This window comes from Paenibacillus ilasis (assembly GCF_043195395.1).
GTDB classification, from domain to species: domain Bacteria; phylum Bacillota; class Bacilli; order Paenibacillales; family Paenibacillaceae; genus Paenibacillus_AQ; species Paenibacillus_AQ lautus.
In genome coordinates, this window is sequence record NZ_JBHDJG010000001.1 from 98,410 (window position 1) to 121,240 (window position 22,831).

Below are 22,831 nucleotides of genomic sequence, written 5' to 3' on the forward strand. Positions count from 1 at the left end.
CGTTTTTCCAGACGGTTTTTTGTTGTGTTTACACAAAAATAGAGGTGGAGAGGGGAATGTGTTGTTATGGGAACGTCTGTGCAAGAGAAGTTGGGGGTTCAGCCCCGAAAAGGGCTGCGGTTAAGCGATATTTTGGTGACGGTTCTGGTATCGCTGGTGCTTGGCGTCATTTATCATTTCTGGGGTTCGGTTTACAATCTGTTAAAACCGCTGTTCTTTGAAGCGGATGAGTTGTTATACGGCATGTGGTTCGCTGCAGCCACGCTTGCTTACTTGCTGATCCGCAAGCCGGGAGTGGCCATCATCGCGGAAGTGGCGGCGGCCCACGTGGAAGTGCTGTTTGGCAGCGGCTGGGGATTGACCCTGCTGCTGTATGGCCTCATTCAAGGACTGGGGGCAGAATTGGTATTCGCGGCATTCCGTTATCGGAGCACCTCCGCGTGGACGCTGGCGATTGCCGGAGCCGGCGCGGCCATCGGCTCGATGATCATGGACTTCTATTACAGCTATACCGATGACCTGCAGACGTGGATGTTCCTTGCCAAATACGGCATGCGGGTACTCAGCGGCGCCGTCATTGCAGGCCTCCTGATGCTCCTGCTGGCCAAAGCGCTTGACCGTACAGGCGTGACATCCCTGCTGCGTCCTGCGTCGAAGAAGGATTACGAAGCACTGGATGATCCGCGCCATGTCTAATGCCACGGTTAGCCAGGTTCCGGCTCAGTCCGCTGAGATGCTTCCGGAACCGGCCGTGTATGTGGAGGGATTGCGTCTGAAGTATCCGGGCGAGGAGCGGCTGATGTTCAAAGACCTCTCCTTCTCGGCAGTCCGCGGGGAGAAGGTGCTGCTGCTCGGTCCGAGCGGCTGTGGCAAATCCACGCTGCTGCAGGTGCTTAGCGGGATGATTCCCCGCGCAACGGAGGTGCCGATGAAATGCGAGGCCCAGCTGGTTCCGCGCTCTTGGGGTTATGTGTTTCAGGATCCGGATACCCAGTTCTGTATGCCGTACGTGGATGAAGAGCTGGCTTTCGTGCTGGAGAATCTAAGTGTCCCACGCGACGAGATGAAGGAGCGGATGCAAGCGGCCCTGCGCGAGGTGGGACTTGATCTTGAGGAGCTCCATATGCCGATCGGGCATTTGTCCCAAGGCATGAAGCAACGACTGGCGCTGGCATCGGCTCTGCTGCTGGAGCCGGAGGTCCTGTTCCTTGACGAGCCGTCTGCGCTGCTCGACCCGGAAGGCAGGGAGCAAATCTGGTCCGCGGTGAAGGCCGTCTCGGAAGGGCGTACGCTGATCATCGTGGAGCACCGGATTGAAGAAATGGCCCAATACGTGGATCGTGTCGTGCTGTTCAGCCCGGATGGGGTGATTCTGGGCGAAGGTCCCCCAGCAGCGATATTCGCTGAATATGAGCGGGAACTCCAAGCCTACGGAATCTGGTATCCCGGCGTATGGGAAGATTACGCGGAGTCCCGGGAAGGCAGAGAGTTATTCGCCCCGGTCGACGCGCTGGGCAATGAGGCAGGTGATCTCCTGTATGAGGCTGCTCTGCCATACGCTCAGCATGGGGAAACTGTCATTCAACTGGCGGATTTCAGGGGGATGAGATGGGATAAACCTGTCATCACCCTCCCTTCAGCCGAGGTGGTTCCGGGACAATTCATTGCGGTGGTTGGGCCGAACGGAGCAGGAAAGAGCTCGCTGCTGCTCAGTTTAATGGGGCTGCTTCGCGCCGAAGGAACCTATGTGCTCTGCGGGGAAGAGGTCATTCAGGGCAGGCGCAGGAAGGTGCGGAAGAAGAGAGAGCAGCAGCTGCGCCAAATCGGATTCGTGTTTCAGAATCCGGAGCTTCAATTCCTGACGGAACGCATCGGCGATGAGGTGGTTTACTCCCTGCTGGTGGATCATGTGCCGCCGGAGGAAGCGAAGGCACAGGCCGACCGCTGTCTGGAACGCTTTGGACTGAAGGGCATGGAGGCCAGGCATCCGTACCAGCTGTCGACAGGTCAAAAGCGCCGCTTAAGCGTGGCTACGGCCATGGCAAGACAGCCGTCTGTGCTGCTCCTGGATGAGCCGACCTTCGGACAGGATGCACGGAATACGTTTGCGATTCTGGAGATGTGTGAGCAGCTGCGCCGCGCGGGAACCGCCATTCTCATGGTGACGCATGAAATGGAGATCGCGCAGCGGGTCGCCACGCATATATGGGAAATCCGGGAGGGGCAGTTGACGTCAAGCATGCCTTCCCCCCGATGGTGTACCGGGACGGAATCCGGACGGGAGACGGGCGGAGCGAATGGCGCTGATGAGACTCGCGAAAACCTAACCGGGGCCGATCATCGCCTCACGGGGGTGAACGCATGAATATATGGAATCCCGTGCGGATCACTTGGCTGCACCGCGCGAATCCGGTGGTGAAGCTGGGACTGATCTGTGCGCTGTTTTTTATGACGGTGTTAACCCATGATCTTGATTTTGTCATGTATCAGGCGTTGATCTTTATGATCTGCCTCGTGGTGCTCAGCGGGGTGAAGCCGTGGAAGATGCTGCTGTTTTTCATACCGTTTCTGCTTGCCTTTATTTCGTCTTCCTCTTCCATGATGCTGTTCGGGAAAGGGGAGACGATCTGGTGGGAGTGGGGATTGTTCCGGGTATCGGAAGAAAGCTTTTATCGGGGGCTGCATCTGGGGTTTAAGGGAATTGCCTTTGCCTCGGAGGGGCTGCTGCTTGTTACGACAACGTCCTCGGTGGATTTATTCTACAGTCTGATGCAGAAGCTGAGGCTTGCGCCCAAGTATGCTTACAGCTTCATGGCTTCGATCCGGCTGCTGCCCATGGTCTGGGAGGAATATGTAATCCGCCGCCAAGCCTTGAAGGTACGAGGAGTCCGCCCGATTCGCGGCGTTCGCGGCATGGTGAACCGCGCAGGACTGTATGTGGTGCCGCTGCTGGCGCAGAGCATCCGCCGGGCACACCGGGTGGCCGCGGCGATGGAGGCGAAGCAATTTGACGGGGATCGGGCGAAGGCTCGAACGTATTATTACCCGTCACGTTATTCCCGCTACGATCTTCTAATCATCGGATTACTCGCCGCCGCCGCCTGCTGTGCTTATGTGGCAGCCGGATATTTTCCTTGGTTCGGCATTGGCGACGTGCGGTTTGATTAAACGGTTGTTTTCTCGATGAGAGCCTGCTTATGGTGTGTAAGCAGGTTCTTTTTTTATGAGATCAGAATAACTTCAGAGGGCCTGGATTTCATGCTGATTGAGGCGTTATAATACTAGTGGTACCAGAAAAGTATTTTCAGTACCAGAAGGGGAGTTTATTCACGTGCGCGAGCGAATATTGAATGAAACGATCCGCTTGATTCAGCGGCAGGGCTTTACGTTTACGGTCAGTGATCTGGCCCGCGGCCTTGCGATTAGCAAACGGACAATCTATGAGCATTTTTCATCCAAGGAAGAGATTGTCGAATATATCATTGACGGGATGATCCGGCACATTCAGCAGCGCGAACGTGACATTGCGGCGGATGAGGGGCTTACCGTTCTGGAGAAGATTCACCAGATTCTAATCTGTCTGCCCCAGGAGATGGAGAAGATGGAACTGGGGATGCTGCCGGATTTGAAGCGGTCGCATTATCCGCAATGGGAGAAGCTGGACACCTTTTTCCGAGAGGAATGGGGCATTGTTACCGAGCTGATGGAACAGGGCATGGCCGAGGGAAGCATCAAGCGAATTCACATGCCGCTGTTCATCGATCTGTACCTCGGGTCGCTTCATCAGATTTACGATTCGAGGGCGACGGTGAAGCATCAATTGCCGCTGGGGGAGCTGCTGCAGTCCGTCATGGATATTTTATTGTTCGGCATTGCCGCTGAGAAACGGAAGGAGTCTTGAGATTATGCATTGGTTATATTTAAGTTTGGCTATTCTGTTTGAAGTGGCGGGGACGCTGAACATGAAGCTGTCAGAGGGGTTCAGCAAACCGCTGCCCAGCGTGCTGCTGGTGGTGTTCTATATTTGCAGCTTGAGCTTCCTGACGCTGAGCTTGAAGCAGATTGAAATATCCGTGGCTTACGCGATCTGGTCGGGACTTGGCATCATGATCATTACCGTCATCGGTTATATGTTCTTTGCGGAGCAGATTAATGGCCTGAAAGTATTCTCGATCCTGCTGATCATCGCGGGTGTCGTTCTGCTGAATTTATCCGGCAGCGCGCATGCGCAGGAACAACCGAAGACGCACCAGTCCGGTCACTAAGGACGATCAAATGAACCGGAATCTGCGGAAGGGCCGTACTCGTGCGTAGAATGGAAGAAGGACCGTGCGCGAACACGATCCCCGAGTACAACGTACCGCCATAAGAGCGGCCTTACTATAGGAATTCGATCAGAAATAGACCGTGATCCTGACCAAGGCGGTCTATTTCTTTTTATGGAACGAAAGTATTAACACAAAGTCATTAGAAACTAATTAGGCTTTAGCCGGATGGAAGGAATCAGTCGAATGGAATATGTTACACGAAACCAGCATGGGCCATTTTGTTTTAGGTGTCGCACTTCATATTACAATCCGTCTTCCCTTATCGTTTGACGATCATGTCAAAAAATGCCCGCATTCTAGAGCTTTTTGTCATGGAGGCCGACCATGCGCATTGGCATAAAACCGCTTTGAGCATGCGTTTGCCCTTAGGAATGCGAGAACTTTTCTTTTTGCCAGCACTCTCATGGTTGCCTGGACATCCCCCCGCCCAAGAGCTGGCATGAGTTGATGAACGTCCAGACCGCAACAACGTTCTAAAATAGCGTCCATTGTGCATCCCTCACATTTAAAAGATGCGGGTCATGCAGCCTTCGATTTGTATTTTTGTACACGTGCTTCATGCGACACTCGGCGGTACGCAAGGCTGCAACAGATCAGTTTGTGGGGTTATTTTAGTTTGAGCGGTTATTTGAAGATGAATCTGAATATACCTCGGAGCCGTTGTTTCCAGTATATTAGAGTTATGGACGTAAAAAGAAAGGCGTGAATGACGTGGCTTCGAACATACTTCTTGTAGAGGATGACAGCTCGATTGGCGAAATGGTAGAGAGCTATTTGACGATGGAAGGTTTTCAGGTGGTGCTTGCCAAAGACGGAGAGGAGGCGCTCGAGCGGTTTGCCGAACGAGATTATGACCTCGTACTGCTGGATATGATGCTGCCCAAGATCAGCGGTATGGATTTTCTAAAAAAAGTCAGGGAGAAAAGCCATGTGCCGGTACTGATCGTATCCGCAAAGGATGGGGAAGTGGACAAGGCGCTCGGCCTTGGTTTTGGCGCGGATGACTATATTACGAAACCTTTTTCGATGATTGAGCTGACGGCTAGAGTGAAGGCCGCTATCCGCCGCGTGACGGCTTATGCAATAGCACCCCCAACTGAGCAAAATAAAATCATCCGGGTCCATGAACTAGAGATGGATCTGGATCATTTGACCGTGACCAAAAACGGCCAGGAGATCAAGCTGACGGCCAAAGAACTGCAAATCTTAAAGTTGTTTATGACGAATCCGAAAAAGGTATTCACCAAGCAGCACATTTTCACATCCGTCTGGAATGACGACTATTTCGGCGATGAAAATGTCATTAATGTGCATATGAGCCGTTTGCGCGACAAAATTGAAGATCAGCCCTCCGATCCGCAGTACATCAAAACGCTGTGGGGCATCGGCTACCGTTTGGGGGAATTTTAGTGGTTGCCGTTCTGCTGATTGTTGTGATCATGTTGGCGTTGCTGAATGTGATGCAGTGGATGGGTCGGAAAAAAAGAGCTAAGCAGCTTGGCTACATCATCGATAAACTGAATACGATTAAGGATTCGTCCTCGCAGGAGCAACTGCTGCTTTTTACGGAGGATCCAGGATATCGTAGACTGTTGATTGCTATCAATCACTTGCTTTTGCAAACCAGGCAGTCCGAGACAGGATTTATGCGTACAGAAATCGCAATGCGCCGAATGTTGGCAAACATATCGCATGATTTGAAGACGCCGCTTACCGTGGTGCTCGGTTATATCGAAACGTTGAACCAGAAGGCCGACTTGCCAATGGAGGAAAGGGAGCGGCTACTGGATAAGGTGCATACGAAGACTGTAGAGATCGTAGAGTTGATCAACCGTTTTTTTGACCTGGCCAAGCTGGAATCGGGGGATAAGGAGATGCCCCTGACCCGCATACATATCAATGAAATTTCCAGAAACAGCATGCTGATGTTTTATGATCTGATCGAATCCGAAGGGTTGCAGGCTGACATCGATATTCCGGAAACGCCGCTTTATGCATGGGGCAATGAAGAAGGACTAAAACGCGCATTAAACAATGTGCTGAGCAATGCGATCCGTTATGGTTCACAGGGCAGGGTGATCGGCATGAAGCTGCGGGATGAACAGGGCCGGGTGCTTATCGACATTTGGGATAAAGGCAAAGGTATTCATGAACGGGATCAGAAGCTTATTTTCGAGCGGATGTATACGCTGGAGGATTCAAGGAATAAAAGATTCCAGGGCAGCGGTTTGGGTCTGACGATTACGAAAAGACTGATCGAGCTGATGGGCGGGGAAATTCGCGTCGCAAGCAAGCCGTATGAACGGACCGTTTTCACGATCTCGTTAAAGAAGCTATCGTAGCGCGGCTTCTTAACATCATATTAGTGCTAGACAAAAAGCGAAAGTAGCGGAGGAGACGGAATCGATTCTTACGAAGCTGAAAGATTTTTGGGAAAAAAGCTACTTTGGAGGCATTTGCTGCATTCGCCTAAAAGCTTTCAGAAGGAAAGCTAGCATCGGAAGTAAATGTAGCAATTGTTTATTCCAACACATCCCCAACTGTTTCATTAGTAATAGGACGCAAGAAGAAGCTCGCTAACGCTGCGAACCAAACGTAAATCGTAGCTGTAAATAAATAGTGAAATAACCCTCTGATGTCACGCTACAATGGCTGGCGTCAGAGGGTTTTTTGTTTGATTCTCGTTCTTGGGAACGATCCCACCGTATTGGGAGACCATGAGAAATCTCTTAAACGAACGTGTCGGTGATGCCGAAAAGGACAAAGAAATGCTGAAGCAAATTTCGCCAGTGTTCCACGTCGATAAGATCGTAACGCCATGATTCGTGGCTCAAGGGGCGAATGATCCGCGGGTGATGAAGGACACGGCTTTACCAACGAAGAGAACTTGTTCGATTTCTTCAATACAATGATCAAGTTTTTGGATAAAAATCTGAAGCCGTAGAGCAAATAAGGTAAGAGTTGCTAGGGAATAGGTAACACATCTAATACAGAAGAAAGGAAGACTAAAGTGGAGTTTATTTTCAATAGCAGCACCAATTTGGATCATATTGATCTGACTGGTTGTGAGTGAACCGGTCTTTGTTTATTCCATGTGATATGATTGTTTATAATCGAGTCGCTTTCTACACTTAAGAGATTCGTAAGAATTGCGCAAGAAATATGAAAATGTTGGCGGTTATACTATGATCAAGAGATAAGTGAGAGGGGTAAATATAAATGAGTTATGTCATCAGTACCCGCCATGTCAGCAAAACCTATAAAGGCAAAGATGTTGTCTCTGACGTCAGTATGAATATCAAGCAGGGGCAGATTTACGGACTGCTCGGTCCAAACGGAGCCGGTAAAACAACGCTAATGAAAATGATGCTGAATCTGGTCAAACCAACCAGCGGTGAAATTGAAATATTCGGAGAGAAGCTTACGCCTTCATCGGTTGAAATGTTTAAACGCATTGGCAGCATCATCGAGTATCCGATTTTTTACGATAAAATGACGGCGATTGAAAATCTGGAGATGCATGCGGAATATATGGGTTATTATAACAAACATGCAATTAAAGAAGCGCTTGAGATGGTTAATCTAACTTCCATCCAAGGCAAATCGGTATCCGAATTTTCGCTTGGTATGAAGCAGCGCCTGGGCATGGCCCGCGCCATTATAACCAAACCCGAGCTGCTCATTCTGGATGAACCAATCAATGGACTTGATCCGGTCGGGATTAAGGATTTTAGAAGTTTGCTGAGCATGTTGAGCAAGGAGTACCGGATGACGCTGCTGGTCTCCAGCCATTTGCTGGGTGAGATCGAACAAGTTGCAGATACGATCGGCATTCTTCAGGGCGGCAAATTTATCCGCGAAGTGTCTATGGATGAGATGCGCAGCGAAAACACAGATTATATCGAAATTGTGACCCCACAATGCAAACAAGCTGTATTTGTACTGGAAAATCAGCTGAAAGTCAGCAATTTCAAAATCGTCGGTGATTCAGCCATACGCATTTACGAGTCCAAATTTACGCAGCAGGAATTGACCAAAGCGCTGGTACTGAATGATGTGGCGATTGAATCGATAAACCATAAGCATACTTCGCTCGAGGAGTATTTTATGCATCAGATTAGCGGAGGTGAGCAGTATGCTTAAGCTGATCCGTATGGAGATGAAAAAGCAGAAGTTAAACTGGTTTTATAGAGGGGCGGTTATTGCAACGATCCTATGCGCCGGTTTCATGCTTCTTATAGCCTACACGGAGGGGGGCGGAGATCCTGCATTCGGGAGTTTCGCCGATATAGCCTACACGGAGGGGGGTGGAGGTCCTGCATTCACGAGTTTCGCCGATGCGTTATCGATAGCGGGGCTACTTTGCCGTGCGGTATTTATCGTGTTTGCTTCAGTCTTGCTAAGCAGACTTATTATTGAGGAATACAAAAATAAAACGATCAGCTTATTGTTTACGTACCCGGTCGAGCGTAAAAAACTGATCATGGCGAAAATGCTGCTGGCTCTGGCTCTTACGTTTGGAGCGATGCTCATCTCGACTTTTATTACCTGTATATCCATTCTGGCTCTGAACAGCCATTTTCAGTTTATTCCGGGAAAATTGGAGGCCGGCGTACTACTGCATACGGGGATCCAATTGTTGATCCAAACACTGTCAGCAGCGTGTCTCGGCCTCATTCCTTTATTCTTCGGGATGCGAAAAAAATCCGTACCGACAACGATCGTGTCCTCGATCATTATCGTGGTCTTAGTCAGCAACAACAGCCAGGGCCTTTCGCTTAGCAGAAATATAACGATACCGTTGATCTTGGGAGTTATCGGTCTCCTGATTGCTTATCTCTCGTTCCGCAACGTAGATAAGGTGGACGTGGCTTAACTAAAAAAGCACTCTTCTTAACGGCAGCTTCGCCTGAAAGAAGGGTGCTTTTTTAAGGAGATACCTACATGAATTTGGTGTTCATCTCCGGGGAATTCGGCCCGGCTTAGCTCCGGCATTTTGTAGTGCATATCCATCTCGGATAAAAAAGCGATCCGGCTGGGCATGATGCCTTTGTTGGTGCGCGTATTTTCCGCCAAACTTCAGTACATATCCCCAGTATTAAGACTTAAGAAAACATTAAGAAACAAGAAAGGGAAAAGATAGAATCATTTTTTAAAATAATGGCATGGGTTTTTGGTTTGCCGCCATCTAACTAAACAAATGCCTTTCCTGCAGGGAATAAAGGCGAGGTATAACTGCAGAAGACCGATTCAAAAATGGAAAGGAAAGATGTGACCATAATGAACATGTTAGCTACCCTTACGAAGGCAAGCGCTCAGTCGGTATGGATGGCTTGGGAAGCGGTTTTTGATCAAATCACGAAACTGCGCAGCGCCGGAATAAAAAGATACGGGATTTGCAAGCTGGTCATCCGCCGGCATCATGGAAAAAACCTGAAGTGCCAGGACGGAGAGTGGATTTATTCGGGGGATTGGGTCGGTGAACTCCATTTGGACAACCGGCAGGTATTGGAGCTTTCCAGAGAGCTGGGGGCTGACCGGGCCGCGCTTTTGACCGCAAGAATGCTGCGGAGATCGATCAAGCAAATTAGCGAGGCGATGGAGACGGAACCGGAGCTTGCGCAGGTCAAAGCTTTGACTGGAATAACGCTGCTGCACCGCGGTATTATTCACGGGCTCGGTTTTGAGCTGCATCCGCTGGAATCCAAGGGGTTTCGCGTGTTCTCTACTTATTATTTGCGGCTTTTACTCAGGGTGCTGCATCCGGTGGGGCGGGAACGCACGAAGAAAAATGCTCCCAAGCTTGTGCCCAAAATGCTGATGCTGACCAGAAAATCATTGCTTTTGCGTTATTCTAAGGAAACGGCATGAGTATGGTGATGCTGAATCTGCTGCTGATGTTTGTCTTTATCTATATGATCATTCCATATGTTATCACACGGATCTGGGGATTTGGGGTAACCCTGCGCGGCCGGCGTGGCCGGCAAATCGCTTTTACCTTTGATGATGGCCCAGACCCGCAGCATACTCCTAAACTGCTGGATCTTCTCAAGAAAAAAAGGATCAAGGCGACCTTTTTTGTACTGGGCAGCAAAGCGGAGCGATACCCGGAGCTTATGAAACGCATCCACATGGAAGGGCATCAAATCGGGATCCACAACTATTCCCATCTTCCCAATTGGCTAATGAGTCCGCGCCATATCCGGAACAAGCATGTCCACCGGTCTGCCGATATCATCGAACGAATCACGGGCGAGCGCCCGGCATTTTACCGTCCTCCATGGGGGATTTTGAATTTAGGCGATTTATTTGCTTTGCGAAAATACCGGATCGTGCTGTGGTCGATCATGGGATGGGATTGGGGCAAGGGGAGCAAAAACAAACCGCTCAAAGAACGGATCTTGGATCAGCTTGAACCTGGCTCGATTATTTTGCTGCATGACAGCGGAGATACTTGGGGGGCGGAGCCTGATGCCCCAAGCAGAATGATCGCAAGCCTTGAGAAAGTGATTGACACGGTCCATAACCAAGGGTATGAATGCGTCCGCGCCGATGAACTGCTGCATAAGCCGCATGATTCGCGCAGCGACCTTTCAAAAGGCTTTCGGGTTGGATGATGCGTGTAATATTAACAAAGAATGATCATGGCCCCAGATACTTTTAATAAAGCTGTGTTCGAACATAAAGGTACAGCCTTATGGATTTTGAGGTTGTGCTTTTTTATTTTGCATGTTTACAAATGGAAAAGTGTGGATTATTATGGCTTTAATTGATCTATAAAATTAGAACAAATAAATTATATAGAATGAACTATAAATTAGATCGGGGAGATATATGAATGAAAAACGAACAATCACAATCCGTCGAGATTTCCGTGGAGCAGGCCAAACTACTGGGTAGCGCGAAGAGAATTAAAATTATTGGAGCACTGGTTGAAACGGCGAAAACCTCCAAGCAGGTGGCTTATGAACTGGGAGAATCCCCGGGCAGCATTCATTACCATATTCAAAAGCTTTATGATGGAGGACTGATCGATCTGGTGGAAATCCGGACGGTGGGCGGTATTGTAGAAAAATATTATAAGTCCAAGGCCAAATGGTTCAACTACCTGTGGGACCCAGCTGATCGATCCTGCACTGGCTGATGATTATGAGGCAGCTTCTAGCACAAAAATCAACTTGCGTATGCAGCTTTCGCCTGAACAGAGGGAAGAGACGATGGCGGAATTCAGGTCTTGCTCGAAAAATGGGTTGCGTTCTCCTCAGCCTCCAAGATGACTAACAGCGAGGAATATGCGGTAGGCATTAAACTGGTTTCAGCAAAAAGTCCGAATAACAAGGCTTAATACATAGATCCGGCTCAAATGTCGGCGCTTCCCAAAATCCTTGATAAGAAGCTGCTTACGCAAGGAAACTCCTTGTTCTCCATTTGCTATCAAGGTATCGAAGTGGCGAAGTGGCCCGCAATGCGTTTTCCGGTGCTTTGATTATTGTACTCGGCGCTGTTTCGCTCTATCTATGGAACTCGTTGGGATTTTTCATCGGAGCTCTTTTGTTTACCCAACTGAGAATCAAAATACCAATCGGTAATTCTTATAACAACGTCATTTCAAATATTTGATGACGAGACGAATCGATCGAAAACATGCCGGGATCATTTGATATATCGGATATGAAAGAAAGACAGTATTCTCGATCCTGCTGATCATCGCAGGGGTCGTTCTGCTGAATCTATCCGGCAGCGCGCATGCGCAGGAGCAACCGAAGAACACCAGTCCGGTCACTAAGGGCGATAGAAGGAACTGGAATCTGCGGAAGAGCCGTATCCGTGCGGCTCTAGTTCCGCTGCAATAATGTACTATGCCCCGCTTCGCCTCCAGCTCTATAATGACAAAGGAAATTCCTTTGTTAGGAGCTATCATCATGAATCTGTCTTCGTTTTTTATTTACTGTTTTATCGTGGCTTTCTCGCCGGGACCGTCCAACATCGTCATTCTGTCTTCGGTTCAAAACTCCGGCATGAAGAAGACCTTGCGCTACATTGCCGGAGCCTCCATCGCGTTTTTCTTATTAATCGCTGCTTCCGTCGTATTGGGCCAGCTGCTGTCTACCGGCATGCCCATCATTCTGCCGATCTTGCGGATCGTAGGCTGCCTGTTCATGCTGTATCTCACGTATCAGGTTTATACCATGGACGTATCCAAGTCCGGCGCTAATCAAACGGCATCCTTCACGTCCGGCTTTCTGATGCAGTTTCTCAATCCGAAGGTGGTCTTGTTTACGCTAACGGTCATTCCCAGCTACGTCATGCCGTATTATACGGCTGGCCCTGTCATTTCGGCGTTTGTTGTCGCGGTATCATTAATCGGGCTGTCCGCGTATATGACCTGGGCCGTGTGCGGTAGCCTTTTTCAAGGAATTATGCAAAAATATCGGAGAACGACCAACACGATCCTGGCTTTGTTTCTGCTGTACTCGGCAATCGTCGTATCCGGCATACCGGAGCTCATAAAGGGGTGATGGAAGATGGAGCAGTTTATTTATAAAAAAGCGGTGGGCATTACGGCGCTGTCCGCGAGCCTGACGGATTTCAAATATAAAAAGCATTATCACGAGGAGTATGCCCTCGGCGTCACGCTGCGCGGCATTCAGAAGTACTCGCTGGACGGCAGTCAGCAGGCCTCTTACCAAAGCGGGGTTATGCTGTTCCATCCGGAGCAGAAGCATGATGGCTGGTCCCAGGAACGAACGGGCATCGATTATGTGATGATTTACATTCACCCGGAGCTATTCCTGGAATTGATCCAGAAAAAGGATATCGTCCGGTTCCAATCCCCGATTGTCTATCACGCCGGGCTGCGGAAGAGCATCCTGGATGTGACGAGGTCGATCTTCACCGGTCAGCCGGAGGCAAGAAGCAGCGAGCTGCTTCTGGGTCTGGCGGAACATTTTAACCATGATATTCTGAACCCGGACAGCCGGAAGGACAGCGTGTTTACGCGGAAGGCCAAAGACATGATGCAGGATTATCTGGATCACGTTCTCCGTCTGGACGAAATAAGCGGGGAGTTCGGGATGTCGAAGTATCAGTTCATCCGTACGTTTAAAGCGAATACCGGGTTGTCTCCGTATCAGTATTACCTGAACTGCAAAGTGGAACGCGCCAAGCATCTGATCGAGGACAGCCGGGATGTATATCAGGCCGTTACCCAGTGCGGCTTCACGGATCTTGCCCATTTAAATCGGCATTTCAAGAATGTGTACGGCACGACGGCATTTGATTATATGTCCCATCTGGATAAGTGAGGCGGCAGGCGCCGATCATTCGCGCGATTTTTCAAATCAGGCTTGGCATTTGTGAATAAACTCCGTTATAATGTGTATAGAATGTAAAAGGGACCGTGCGCGAACACGATCCCGGCGTACAACGTACCGCTATAAGAGCGGTCGGCTATAGGAAATCCGATCAGAAATAGACCGTGATCCTGACCAAGGGCGGTCTATTTCTTTTTATGGAACGAAAGTATTAACACCACCAGCGTCGCGAACGAAATCATTAGCGTCAATGTTTGGTATACTTCCATGGCATCACCTCCCATCCTGGGGAGATTAGCCGACCGCCCTTATTAGCCGATATATTGTACTTCCCAAATTATAGCATACAAGCCCTGCGTTTAGGGGCTTATTATGGTCTGGTCGAGAGAAGATTTAGAGCTTTTCTATGTGACTTCAATCCACTTCAGCGGCTGTTACGTATAGCATGCGGATTTTGATATATGGCTCAGGGATGTTAATCTGTATTTGGATTATTTGAAACTAACTCAGGCTTTAGCCGGATGGAAGGAATCATTCGAATGGAATATATCTATGAGTCAGCCCAGCGCAGCTACGAGGATTTCGCCAGCGGCCGGGTTCTGTATAATGCGCAGGGAACGACTTCGTTTCCTGTTAGACTAGCCAGTGAGATTGCGCAGCGGTGCTTTCAACTATTGGAGAAAAAAGGGGTACAGGGGCCTTATACCTTGTTCGATCCCTGCTGCGGCGGGGCGTATCTGTTGACGGTGGTGGGCCTGCTGCACGGGCAGCGCATTCATCGCGTCATCGGTTCCGACATTAACGCAGAGGTGCTCGGAATAGCCGCGAAAAACCTGTCGCTGCTCCGCGAAGAGGGGCTGGAACAACGCACCGAACAGCTGAAAGAACTATTGGCGTTGTATCAGAAGCCGTCTCACCAGGATGCGCTGCAAAGCGCTGGCCGATTGAGGGAGCTGTTAAGGTCCTCGCGTGTGGAAGAGACGGCTTGTTTTCAAGCTGATATCACCCAACCGGAGGAAAACTTGGCCTCCTGCAAGGGAACCCATATCGTCATGACCGATCTCCCTTATGGTGACCTGGTTAGCTGGGGCGGCGGAAGCGATGAGCCGGTGAAGGATTTCTTTAACGGCATTCATTCCATCCTGGATCCTGGCCGATCCGTGGTTGCGGTCATATCCGACAAAGGGCAAAAATTAAAGCATGACCGGTTTCAAAGGATTCATCATATGAAGGTGGGCAAACGACAGGTAGCCATCTTTGAACCGCTTTGAACGGAGTATGGCGGACCGAACTAAAGAACATTCCATCCGTCCCTGCAGTTAACCACTTATATGAACTATTCTCCATAAGAGGCTTCAACAACAACCCGCTTTTGATGTCATGTCAGGAGCGGGTTGTTCTTTTTGGTCGTAAGAGGGAATTAATAATGCGGGAATCTTCCACTGTAAATCGGGAACATACGTTCGCTTAAAATCTAAAAAAATATAGCATTTCTTGTGGAATGCCAGCTCGTAGATAGAACTCATGTAAGGACTCACCCGGTCCGGGAGCCAGATCCGCCGTCAATAGGGCAATGGCAAAGCGGTTCGCTTGCCGCTCCAGCTTGCCCGGACTGAAATAGGAGTGCTCCTCCAGAAAAAAGCGGCTGATTCCCTTATGGAGACGGTCATGCCCGAGCTCATGCGCGCATACGAAGCGCTGCCATGGCGGTGGCAGCTGATTGTGGATGACGATGAATCTCCGCCTTAGTTTACGGAAATACAGCCCTTTGGTCGTTTGGCCTAAATCTGCAAATCGAATATGTATGCCCAAGGATGTCGCAATTTCAAAAGGGCAGCTGGTATGATGTTTTTTGATCAGCTGACGGATTAAGGGTTGTAAAAAATCATCCATGCCGGTTCACCTGCAATATTGGTTTTGGTTGAATCGTTGTAATCTTTATGTATCTCCTTATCACGTAGATTTATTTCTTGCGCTTGTTCATCTGCTTGGCTTCCCAGAACAGTCCGGTCAGGACGTCCTTGATGCGCTGCTTGTCCTCCTCGTTCAGAGGGACGCCATCAAACATGAGCTCACCGTCATCCTCAAGCATTTTCTTGAAATCCCGTTTATCCCTGGAGGTTGCCCAAGCGGGAGCCGAGATATCTTCGTGCTTGGCAGCATCCTGCTGCAGATAACCTGCTTTATTCATCAGCTCTTCATAGGGTATTTCGAGTGCCTCCGCCATTTTACGAAGCGTTTGCGGCTTGGGTATGCCCCGCAGCCCATTCTCGATTCGGGAGATTTGCGATCCGCTGATGTCGGCGGCTTGGGCCAGCTGATTGATGCTCCAGCCTTTGTTCTCCCTCATCTCTTTCAAGTATGATCCAAATATGCGTTCCACGTTCCGGCCACTCCTCACCATAGTCCATCTGAAACATCTACTTATAGTATAAACACATCCCCTTCCTTTGCCAACAGGTAAAATAAAAGAGAGCATCACTGCCAAAAGGCAAGAATATGAAAGGTATGACTCATATTCCCGTGAATAGTTCGCTCTTTTGAAGGTTTACGCCGGTCTCCAAATAGTGGTATATTAATGAAAAATACGAACAAAATACGAACATGTGAGATGAGACAACCTTCTGCCAAATGGCAAATCAAACCTCGACAATGACAATCCAAAGGGGAGTGTTTCCTAATGAATCCATTTTTACCGGAATTGGATCGCAGAAAGACCCAAAGTGCTGTTGAAGCGATATTCGAGAAATATCGTATCTATAAAACCATTACATTCGAAGTCAGGGAGACGAGCGTGACCGCATCCTACGCGGAACGATTCCACGGACCGACCAACGTCACCTCGGACCAAACAGCAGCGGTTGCTATATATAATGTAGATATGCCTGCGGCCAGGAAGCAGTATTGCGAGACGATCGAGTCAATCGTAGAACGGCTTGGCGAGCGGGAGCAGACGCTGATTCGGGAACGGTATATGAAGCAGGACGACGTATTCGATTACAAAGTGTACAACCATATCCTTGAGCCGCCGGTCAGCAAGGATACGTATACCAAAATCCGTACGCGGGCCTTCTACAAACTGGCACTGGCTCTAGCAGACAGGGGGCTGTTGAAGCTGCAGGAGTTGGAGAAAGCCGCAAAGAGCAAAATGAGCTGAATAAGCGCCGAGCGAGCATGGATCATCAAATCGAGCCAAAACCGGAGGACCTCAGAATGGAGGCGCTCCGGTTTTTTTGTTTCAAATGGAGGGCAACGTTGTTGAGGAAGAGACCCAAGAGAACTGGTATATAATCAAACGATACGAACATAAGTTCGTACTATTTTCCGCCGACATTCCACTTAAAGTTCCGCATTATCCGTCCCATAAGACGTCAGCGCATCCGATTTAGGGGTGTAAGATTGTATTATCGGAAATGAAGTTAAACAGAGCATACCGAACACACACCGTGTAGATGTGAGCCGGCCTTAAGAAGGACCGGTTTTTTGCTGCGGCTTTAGGCTTTGATTTCTTCATTTCCGATCCCTATATGAAAAGAAAGGAGGGGGCCGTGTTGCACAAGCATGTGACCGTCGTAAGAAGCTGGCTATACCATCACCGACAAGAAGTCACTCGGCCATCTGCGGAATGAGAGGGGCGGTCAAGCAGGCCGTTCTAGATATCGTTCCGGAGCTTGAAGGCCAAATATATGACGTACATCCGCCGGATGGGATAAGCGACCCTTTTTATGGCGTCATGACGCTGGGAGAGGACGTTTGGAAATCCTCATGGGCAGGGTACCGGCAGGTGGTGCGATTGAAGCTGTATGCGGATCGTTCCGAATTGCTTCAGTTGGATCGCTGGGCGGAACTTCTAATCCCGGGACTTCACCGCAAGCGGGTTATCGGAGCCGATGGAAGATCATTCAAGCTGCATTATTTGGGTGTGCCGGAAGCCGACAAGTTCGATTCTGTTTCAGGCAAAATGATCCGGATTATGCGATTCGGCGTCTATATGCCGCAGGCATCCGGGGCCGGCTCCACCGGACACCCCGACGAATGGCTGCATACACTGACGGTCTGGACAGAAGATGTGCTGGGTGATCCTTGGCGCATCTATCATACGGCATGGCCGGCGGGACGGGAAGATCACGCCGTTCTATGGCGGATGACGGGCTGCGAGACCAAGATGGCGGGAGCTTCGATGTTCGAGGTTCGCAAAACCTTTACCGGGCATATTGCCTCTCTTGATTCCGCGGACGAGCAGCTCACGGCTGCAAGGCTGGTGGAGGAGCTTGGTGCCCAGGTCCAGCTGAAGCTGGATTCACAGGATCGCCGCTATGTATCCGTTGCGGAGATTACCTCCGATATGCAGGCCGATCCCATTCTGGACGGGCAGCTGAAGCTGACCCTGGCGCAGCGGAAGATGCGTTCACCGGAGGAAGCCGCTTTGATCAGGCGCGTTAACGTTCATCCAATTTTAAAGTGAGGTGGTGACAATGGCTGTGAAAAAAACACTCAAGACTGAAGCTCGCCGTATCAGCGCTCCGCGATATGCGCTCGATGAACTCGAAACACACGCCAAGGAACTGTTCGAGGTTCGGGCGGAAGTGCTCGCAGGTGCCATGTATGGGGCAGACGGAGAGCTGTTCACGGTAACCGAAGTCAAAGAAAGAATCCAACAATTTATGAAAGCGAAGGTGGACTAATCATGGCAGGTGGAACATGGGAAAGCACAAATAAACCGGTACTTCCGGGTTTGTATATGAATTTCAAGGCAGCCGCCGCGTCGGCTATTCAAGGCGGATCCCGCGGTACGGTCGTCGTGCCGGTTAAAGCCAATTGGGGACCGGTGCGCGAGTTCGTGGAGATCGGCAGCGAGTTCGCGATTTCCGAGTTGTATTCTGAGGACAGCCAGGATGGGGCTACGGCTTACGAAACGCTCTATCTGGCTTTGCTTGGCGGGCCGAAGAAGCTGCTGGCTTATCGCCTGGCAGATAGCACGGCGGCAGCGGCTAGCGTAACGCTGCAAAATGCGGAAGCCACGCCTTCCGACGTGTTGAAGCTGCAGGCCAAATATCCGGGCAGCCGGGGCAACGGCTTCTCCGTAACCATGCAGCCGTCGCTGATTAATTCAGGGGCACGTGAGCTTCGTCTCTATGAAGGAGCCAAGCTGCTTGGCACTTATACAAGCTTGGACGGGACAGCAGCGTCGATTGCAACGCAGATCAATGAAGACGATGAGAACCTCTGGGTAACGGCTACCGCATTGGAAGGAGACGACATTCCCGCTGATGTGAACGGAGCCGTGTTGTCCGGGGGCAAAAGCGGCAACGGCGGCCTGACGAATGCAGATTATATCGAGATGCAGGATGCGGTCGAAGGCCAGGAATTCAATGTGCTTGCCCTGGATTATGCTGCGGATATGGCTCTGCTGCAGAGTTTTGCGGCGTGGGTGAAACGTCTCCGTCAAGAAGGACGCGGCGTGATGGCCGTATTCGGCGGAAGCGCAGCGGACGATACCTCCAAGGATGCAGCCAAACTGGCGGGAGCCCGCTCGCTGGCATTGAACCATGAAGGGATTATCAATGTAGGTACGGGCGTGCGTCTGTCCGGCGTGAACTACAGTTCTGCCCAGACGGCTGCATATGTGGCCGGGCTTATTGCCGGTCAACGCTTGAATCAATCCGCTACATACGCGGTAACGCCATTCGAAGATGTGACCCGCCGCTGGACCCGATCCGAGCAGGAGCAGGCTGTACGAAACGGCGTGTTCGTGCTTTTCTATGACGGACGTCAGGTAAAGGCGCTGCGCGGCATCAACACGTTGGTAAACCCGGCGGAAGGCCAAAACAATGCCTGGAAAAAAATCCGCTCTATCCGCGTAATGGATGCGATTCATGCGGATTTGCAGCTGGCTGCGGAACAGACCTACATCGGCAAGGTGAACAACACCGAGGAAGGTCGTCTGGCGCTGATCGGCGCCGTGAAGGAATACCTCGCTTCGTTGTCGCTGAGCAATGTCATCGAGCCGGATGGTTATGACGTCATTCTCGATCCGGCGTACTATGGCGATTCCGCCGTGAACACGCCGGAGCCGGACCAGGTCTTCCTGCAGTGGAATGTGAAGCTGACCGATGTGATGGAGCAGCTGTTCGGTACATTTTACGTGCAATAACGAGTACGTCGATCAGCGTATTTAAGATGAGACGGACTGCCCGGAGAGGGCTTTTTTAAGAATAAACTTAACGAAATCGAGGAGGAACTTAACATGTTGGATGCTTCAAGAGTCATTATGGGGACATACGGCCAGGCGTATATTGACGGGGTTTGGCAGACGCATATTAACAAGCTGGAAGCCAGCGTGGAATTGGAGAAGCGCGAGCTGAAGCTGGTCGGCAACGACTGGACGGTACACAAAAACGGCAGCAAAAAAGGAACCGGCACGATGAGCGGTTACAAGGTCACTTCCGATATGATTTCCCGCGGCTTCACCAAATTCGATATCATCTCCAAGCTGGATGATCCCGAGTCTTATGGCCATGAGCGCGTTCGCCTGATCCGCTGCATGCCGGACAAAATCCAGCTGGCCAACTGGACGGCCGGCGAGGAAGTGCAGGAGGAAACCTCGTTTACCTTTGAGGGGTACGAGCTGTTGGATCCGATTCAGGGGGATTAAGGGCTGTTTGCTTAAGCACGTCTTGAGCGAGTCAAAAAGTGGGGGTTCGCCCGGCATGGCGTGTCTGGTTCGGGCGAACGTCGCCCGCTAAGTTTAGGGCTACTATTTTATGAGTAAAGGAGATATACGTATGAGCTTGCACGAGAACATGAGCGAAGAGCAAATTTTGGACAGTCTGTTTGAAGCGGCAGAGAAGCTGCCGGAGGAAACGGTACGCATTAAGCGCTTGGATATGCAGATGGTGCTGCAGGGCTTGACTTCAAGCAAGGTGGACAGCATCCGCGAGCGCTGCACGGTTCGCCGTACGGTGAAGGGCGCGGTGGACGAGAAGGTGGATACCGAAACCTTTAATGCGCTGCTCATCTCCGAAGCGACGAGCAGTCTGTCGGTGAAGGGCTTGACGCTCAGCGGCTGGGGCGATCCCCGGATTACGAGCCGCTTGAAGCTGTCGGGGGGAGAGCAGGCGGTCCGCCGCATGCTGCTGGCCGGAGAACTGGATGCCGTAGGCGATAAAGTGCTGGAGCTGTCCGGCTTCGGGGTCGAGATTGCTGACCTAAAAAACTGATCGGCTCCGGGGGAATGACGACGATGCTGTATCATCTGTGGGTCCGGCATCACCTTCGTCCCGGAGATTTTTGGCGGCTCCCGCGAGGCGAGCGCCTGCTGCTGCTTGCTTTCTCCCAGGAGGAGATCGAGGGCATGGCCGGTCAGAGTGTGAAGTGAACAGGAGGTGAAACGAAATGGCTGAAGCCATGAACTATCGCATGAATCTGGTCATCGATCCGAAAAACGTGATCAAGGCCAACCGCGAGCTGCGGGCGATGGAGCGTTATTTTGAGCGGATCCAGGGACGCGTCATGCGAATCGGACGTACCCGCATGGCGCCAGAAATCGTGCTGAAGGACAGCGCCTCGAAGGGGCTGGACAACCTGCTGGCCAAAATGCAGCGGGTGAAGTCACAAGTCATCCAGGCCTCGGCAAATGTGAAGCTGAATGTGCAGAAGCAGGTTGATACGAATCTAAACCTGAGCGTGCAGAAGCAGATCGAGGCGAGCGTTCAGGTGGATTTACGGGCGGCAGGGCTGGATTTTTCTCCGTTGACCGATGCGTTGACGGCGAATACGACTGCTGTGGATAAGCTTACGGATGCGCTTGGATCGCTTCAGCTTGGAGGCGGTGGGAGCGGTAAAAAATCTGGATGGGATACGGCTCTAGGCATATTAGGCGGTGTTATCACCGTGGGTTCCACTATGAAAAATGGTGGCCAACTATATGGTAAAGGAAAAAAGATGCGCGAAGCATGGAGTAAAGATACACCAGCTCCTACACCAGCCCCTAGGACGGCACCTAGGCCCAATGGGGTTAGAAGGGGGGGCGGCCGTGGATCCAATTCCAATCAAAGCCAGGCTGCCCCGACCCCGAATAGCCAAGGGGATAAGCCACTAACCAAATGGGGTAAGCGTTTTAACAAAGCTGAAACACTGGGAGATTTCATAGAAACTGCAGGCAACACAGGAAAGGGAGCTGTGACATTACTCAAGGATGCCGTGGGTATGACGAAAGGAATGTTTGGAGGCGGCGGAGGCAGCGGCATCGTTTCCGGAGGTGCGGCAAGCGCTGCCAAGACCGCTGCAGGGTCAGATGCAATAAAACAGGCAGCAGATGGCGGTAAAGGAGCTAGTGCAGTAAAAAATGCCGGCAAAAGCGGCCTAGGCTCCGGCTTGATGAAAGGGCTTGGCAAACGCGCCCTTGGCCCATTAAGTTATATAGCCGATGCGACCGCAATCGCTACCGCAAAGCCTGGGAAGGAACGAAACCAAGCGATAGGATCTACCGTCGGCGGCGGCATCGGAAGCACGATCGGCGGCATCGTCGGATCCGTGATCCCGGTTGCAGGTACGATGATCGGCTCAACGCTCGGCGGCACCGTAGGAAGCTATATTGGCGAGAAGGTGGGCGGCGCCATTTCCGGGATTGGTGACAAGTTCAATGAAGGTAAGGAGACGGTGTCGAAATGGTTCTCCAAGACGTTTTCCTTCGGGAAAAAAGACAAGGAAGCTGCTCAACCGAAGGAAACCCCTTCGAGTGCAGCTGCCCTTCCGGCTCCCATCATCCCGAAACCAGCGCCGGTTGATTTCAGCAAGCCGCTGCTGCCGAATCCAGCATTGAACCCGACATACGGTCCGTACGTGCCGCCTAGCCATGCTGCAAGCATGAGTACTTTTGGTCCACCCGCGAGTGCAGCGCAAAACCAAGCTTTTGCAGGGAAGCCAACGTCCCCGCAATCTGTTCAGATCAGTCCGGAACAGATGAGCACGATATCCGGCTTGCTGATGGATTTCAAAACAGAGACAACCGTGAATTACAATCTACCTTCTGGCGCGGTGCAGGTAACGGTGCATGAGGAGCACCCGATCGATGTAGAAGGATTGATTCTTCTGATCGGGCAGCGGCTGAGAGCCGAATTCAGCAAAGCGGCCCAGAACCGGAAACCGACTCCGATGGCCTATTGAAGATGATGGTTAACAGCAGGC

At 50.9% G+C, this 22,831-nt stretch carries 27 protein-coding genes and 1 pseudogene; 24 read left to right on the top strand and 4 right to left on the bottom strand.

What is annotated here, in order from left to right:
* Nucleotides 1-66: 66 nt before the first annotated feature.
* From ACETK5_RS00590 to ACETK5_RS00610, 5 genes are all read left to right on the top strand, one after another.
* Nucleotides 67-696, top strand: a complete 630-nt coding sequence (locus ACETK5_RS00590) for an ECF transporter S component (RefSeq protein WP_100539197.1) — start codon at nt 67-69, stop codon at nt 694-696.
* Nucleotides 689-2,365 (top strand): ABC transporter ATP-binding protein, encoded by a 1,677-nt coding sequence (locus ACETK5_RS00595; RefSeq protein WP_394054103.1) that lies wholly within the window; start codon nt 689-691, stop codon nt 2,363-2,365. Before ACETK5_RS00590 ends, ACETK5_RS00595 begins: the two co-directional genes overlap by 8 nt.
* Complete coding sequence (locus tag ACETK5_RS00600; protein ID WP_100539195.1) at nt 2,362-3,168, top strand: energy-coupling factor transporter transmembrane component T family protein; 807 nt, start codon at nt 2,362-2,364, stop codon at nt 3,166-3,168. The genes ACETK5_RS00595 and ACETK5_RS00600 overlap by 4 nt, the downstream gene beginning before the upstream one ends.
* Nucleotides 3,169-3,331: 163 nt before the next feature.
* Nucleotides 3,332-3,901, top strand: a complete 570-nt coding sequence (locus ACETK5_RS00605; protein WP_326114144.1) for a TetR/AcrR family transcriptional regulator — start codon at nt 3,332-3,334, stop codon at nt 3,899-3,901.
* Nucleotides 3,902-3,905: 4 nt separating this feature from the next.
* Complete coding sequence (locus tag ACETK5_RS00610; RefSeq protein WP_127593457.1) at nt 3,906-4,265, top strand: DMT family transporter; 360 nt, start codon at nt 3,906-3,908, stop codon at nt 4,263-4,265.
* 322 nt (nt 4,266-4,587) lie between these two features.
* Here the strand turns inward: ACETK5_RS00610 and ACETK5_RS00615 are convergent, their stop codons facing one another.
* On the bottom strand, nt 4,588-4,824 hold the full coding sequence (locus ACETK5_RS00615) for a transposase (RefSeq protein WP_394054104.1): 237 nt from the start codon (nt 4,822-4,824) through the stop codon (nt 4,588-4,590).
* 215 nt (nt 4,825-5,039) lie between these two features.
* Here ACETK5_RS00615 and ACETK5_RS00620 point away from each other — a divergent pair, with 215 nt between their 5' ends.
* From ACETK5_RS00620 to ACETK5_RS00665, 10 genes and pseudogenes are all read left to right on the top strand, one after another.
* Entirely contained in the window at nt 5,040-5,738 is a 699-nt protein-coding gene (locus ACETK5_RS00620) for a response regulator transcription factor (protein ID WP_076324789.1), read from the top strand.
* Entirely contained in the window at nt 5,738-6,670 is a 933-nt protein-coding gene (locus ACETK5_RS00625) for a sensor histidine kinase (RefSeq protein WP_394054105.1), read from the top strand. The genes ACETK5_RS00620 and ACETK5_RS00625 overlap by 1 nt, the downstream gene beginning before the upstream one ends.
* A 336-nt stretch (nt 6,671-7,006) precedes the next feature.
* Nucleotides 7,007-7,272: pseudogene (locus tag ACETK5_RS00630) on the top strand (alpha/beta hydrolase family protein); the annotation flags it as partial.
* A gap of 275 nt (nt 7,273-7,547) precedes the next feature.
* Nucleotides 7,548-8,471 (top strand): ABC transporter ATP-binding protein, encoded by a 924-nt coding sequence (locus tag ACETK5_RS00635; protein ID WP_096776611.1) that lies wholly within the window; start codon nt 7,548-7,550, stop codon nt 8,469-8,471.
* Nucleotides 8,464-9,204: an ABC transporter permease gene (locus ACETK5_RS00640; protein WP_100539190.1), complete on the top strand. Its 741-nt coding sequence runs from the start codon at nt 8,464-8,466 to the stop codon at nt 9,202-9,204. The genes ACETK5_RS00635 and ACETK5_RS00640 overlap by 8 nt, the downstream gene beginning before the upstream one ends.
* Before the next feature lie 404 nt (nt 9,205-9,608).
* Nucleotides 9,609-10,199, top strand: coding sequence for a YkoP family protein (locus ACETK5_RS00645; protein WP_100539527.1), 591 nt, complete (start codon nt 9,609-9,611; stop codon nt 10,197-10,199).
* Nucleotides 10,196-10,945 carry a polysaccharide deacetylase family protein gene (locus ACETK5_RS00650; RefSeq protein WP_394054106.1) on the top strand — a complete coding sequence of 250 codons (750 nt, stop codon included), beginning with the start codon at nt 10,196-10,198 and terminating at the stop codon, nt 10,943-10,945. Before ACETK5_RS00645 ends, ACETK5_RS00650 begins: the two co-directional genes overlap by 4 nt.
* A gap of 221 nt (nt 10,946-11,166) precedes the next feature.
* A complete protein-coding gene (locus ACETK5_RS00655; RefSeq protein ID WP_243390835.1) occupies nt 11,167-11,472 on the top strand; it encodes an ArsR/SmtB family transcription factor in 306 nt (101 codons plus the stop codon).
* Between the two features lie 778 nt (nt 11,473-12,250).
* Complete coding sequence (locus tag ACETK5_RS00660; protein WP_100539187.1) at nt 12,251-12,847, top strand: LysE family translocator; 597 nt, start codon at nt 12,251-12,253, stop codon at nt 12,845-12,847.
* Nucleotides 12,848-12,853: 6 nt separating this feature from the next.
* Nucleotides 12,854-13,633, top strand: coding sequence for an AraC family transcriptional regulator (locus tag ACETK5_RS00665; RefSeq protein ID WP_394054107.1), 780 nt, complete (start codon nt 12,854-12,856; stop codon nt 13,631-13,633).
* 194 nt (nt 13,634-13,827) lie between these two features.
* Here ACETK5_RS00665 and ACETK5_RS00670 read toward each other — a convergent pair whose 3' ends face one another.
* A complete protein-coding gene (locus tag ACETK5_RS00670) occupies nt 13,828-13,926 on the bottom strand; it encodes a putative holin-like toxin (RefSeq protein WP_394054108.1) in 99 nt (32 codons plus the stop codon).
* Nucleotides 13,927-14,181: 255 nt separating this feature from the next.
* Here ACETK5_RS00670 and ACETK5_RS00675 point away from each other — a divergent pair, with 255 nt between their 5' ends.
* On the top strand, nt 14,182-14,913 hold the full coding sequence (locus ACETK5_RS00675; RefSeq protein ID WP_394054109.1) for a hypothetical protein: 732 nt from the start codon (nt 14,182-14,184) through the stop codon (nt 14,911-14,913).
* 196 nt (nt 14,914-15,109) lie between these two features.
* Here ACETK5_RS00675 and ACETK5_RS00680 read toward each other — a convergent pair whose 3' ends face one another.
* Nucleotides 15,110-15,535, bottom strand: a complete 426-nt coding sequence (locus ACETK5_RS00680) for an ImmA/IrrE family metallo-endopeptidase (protein WP_100539184.1) — start codon at nt 15,533-15,535, stop codon at nt 15,110-15,112.
* Between the two features lie 70 nt (nt 15,536-15,605).
* Nucleotides 15,606-16,025 carry a helix-turn-helix domain-containing protein gene (locus tag ACETK5_RS00685; RefSeq protein WP_100539183.1) on the bottom strand — a complete coding sequence of 140 codons (420 nt, stop codon included), beginning with the start codon at nt 16,023-16,025 and terminating at the stop codon, nt 15,606-15,608.
* Between the two features lie 297 nt (nt 16,026-16,322).
* Here ACETK5_RS00685 and ACETK5_RS00690 point away from each other — a divergent pair, with 297 nt between their 5' ends.
* From ACETK5_RS00690 to ACETK5_RS00725, 8 genes are all read left to right on the top strand, one after another.
* Nucleotides 16,323-16,799 (top strand): ArpU family phage packaging/lysis transcriptional regulator, encoded by a 477-nt coding sequence (locus ACETK5_RS00690; RefSeq protein WP_100539182.1) that lies wholly within the window; start codon nt 16,323-16,325, stop codon nt 16,797-16,799.
* A gap of 468 nt (nt 16,800-17,267) precedes the next feature.
* A complete protein-coding gene (locus tag ACETK5_RS00695) occupies nt 17,268-18,107 on the top strand; it encodes a hypothetical protein (protein ID WP_394054110.1) in 840 nt (279 codons plus the stop codon).
* 10 nt (nt 18,108-18,117) lie between these two features.
* Nucleotides 18,118-18,327: a hypothetical protein gene (locus tag ACETK5_RS00700; protein ID WP_326114152.1), complete on the top strand. Its 210-nt coding sequence runs from the start codon at nt 18,118-18,120 to the stop codon at nt 18,325-18,327.
* 2 nt (nt 18,328-18,329) lie between these two features.
* Nucleotides 18,330-19,796 (top strand): phage tail sheath family protein, encoded by a 1,467-nt coding sequence (locus ACETK5_RS00705; RefSeq protein ID WP_394054111.1) that lies wholly within the window; start codon nt 18,330-18,332, stop codon nt 19,794-19,796.
* A 93-nt stretch (nt 19,797-19,889) separates the two neighbouring features.
* Complete coding sequence (locus ACETK5_RS00710; protein ID WP_009594594.1) at nt 19,890-20,297, top strand: phage tail tube protein; 408 nt, start codon at nt 19,890-19,892, stop codon at nt 20,295-20,297.
* 130 nt (nt 20,298-20,427) lie between these two features.
* Nucleotides 20,428-20,862 carry a phage tail assembly chaperone gene (locus tag ACETK5_RS00715; RefSeq protein ID WP_009594601.1) on the top strand — a complete coding sequence of 145 codons (435 nt, stop codon included), beginning with the start codon at nt 20,428-20,430 and terminating at the stop codon, nt 20,860-20,862.
* A gap of 23 nt (nt 20,863-20,885) precedes the next feature.
* Nucleotides 20,886-21,020: a hypothetical protein gene (locus ACETK5_RS00720; RefSeq protein ID WP_279300460.1), complete on the top strand. Its 135-nt coding sequence runs from the start codon at nt 20,886-20,888 to the stop codon at nt 21,018-21,020.
* Between the two features lie 17 nt (nt 21,021-21,037).
* The gene (locus ACETK5_RS00725; protein ID WP_394054112.1) at nt 21,038-22,810 is read left to right on the top strand and encodes a hypothetical protein; all 1,773 of its coding nucleotides are present in this window, start codon (nt 21,038-21,040) and stop codon (nt 22,808-22,810) included.
* The last annotated feature ends 21 nt before the right edge of the window (nt 22,811-22,831 follow it).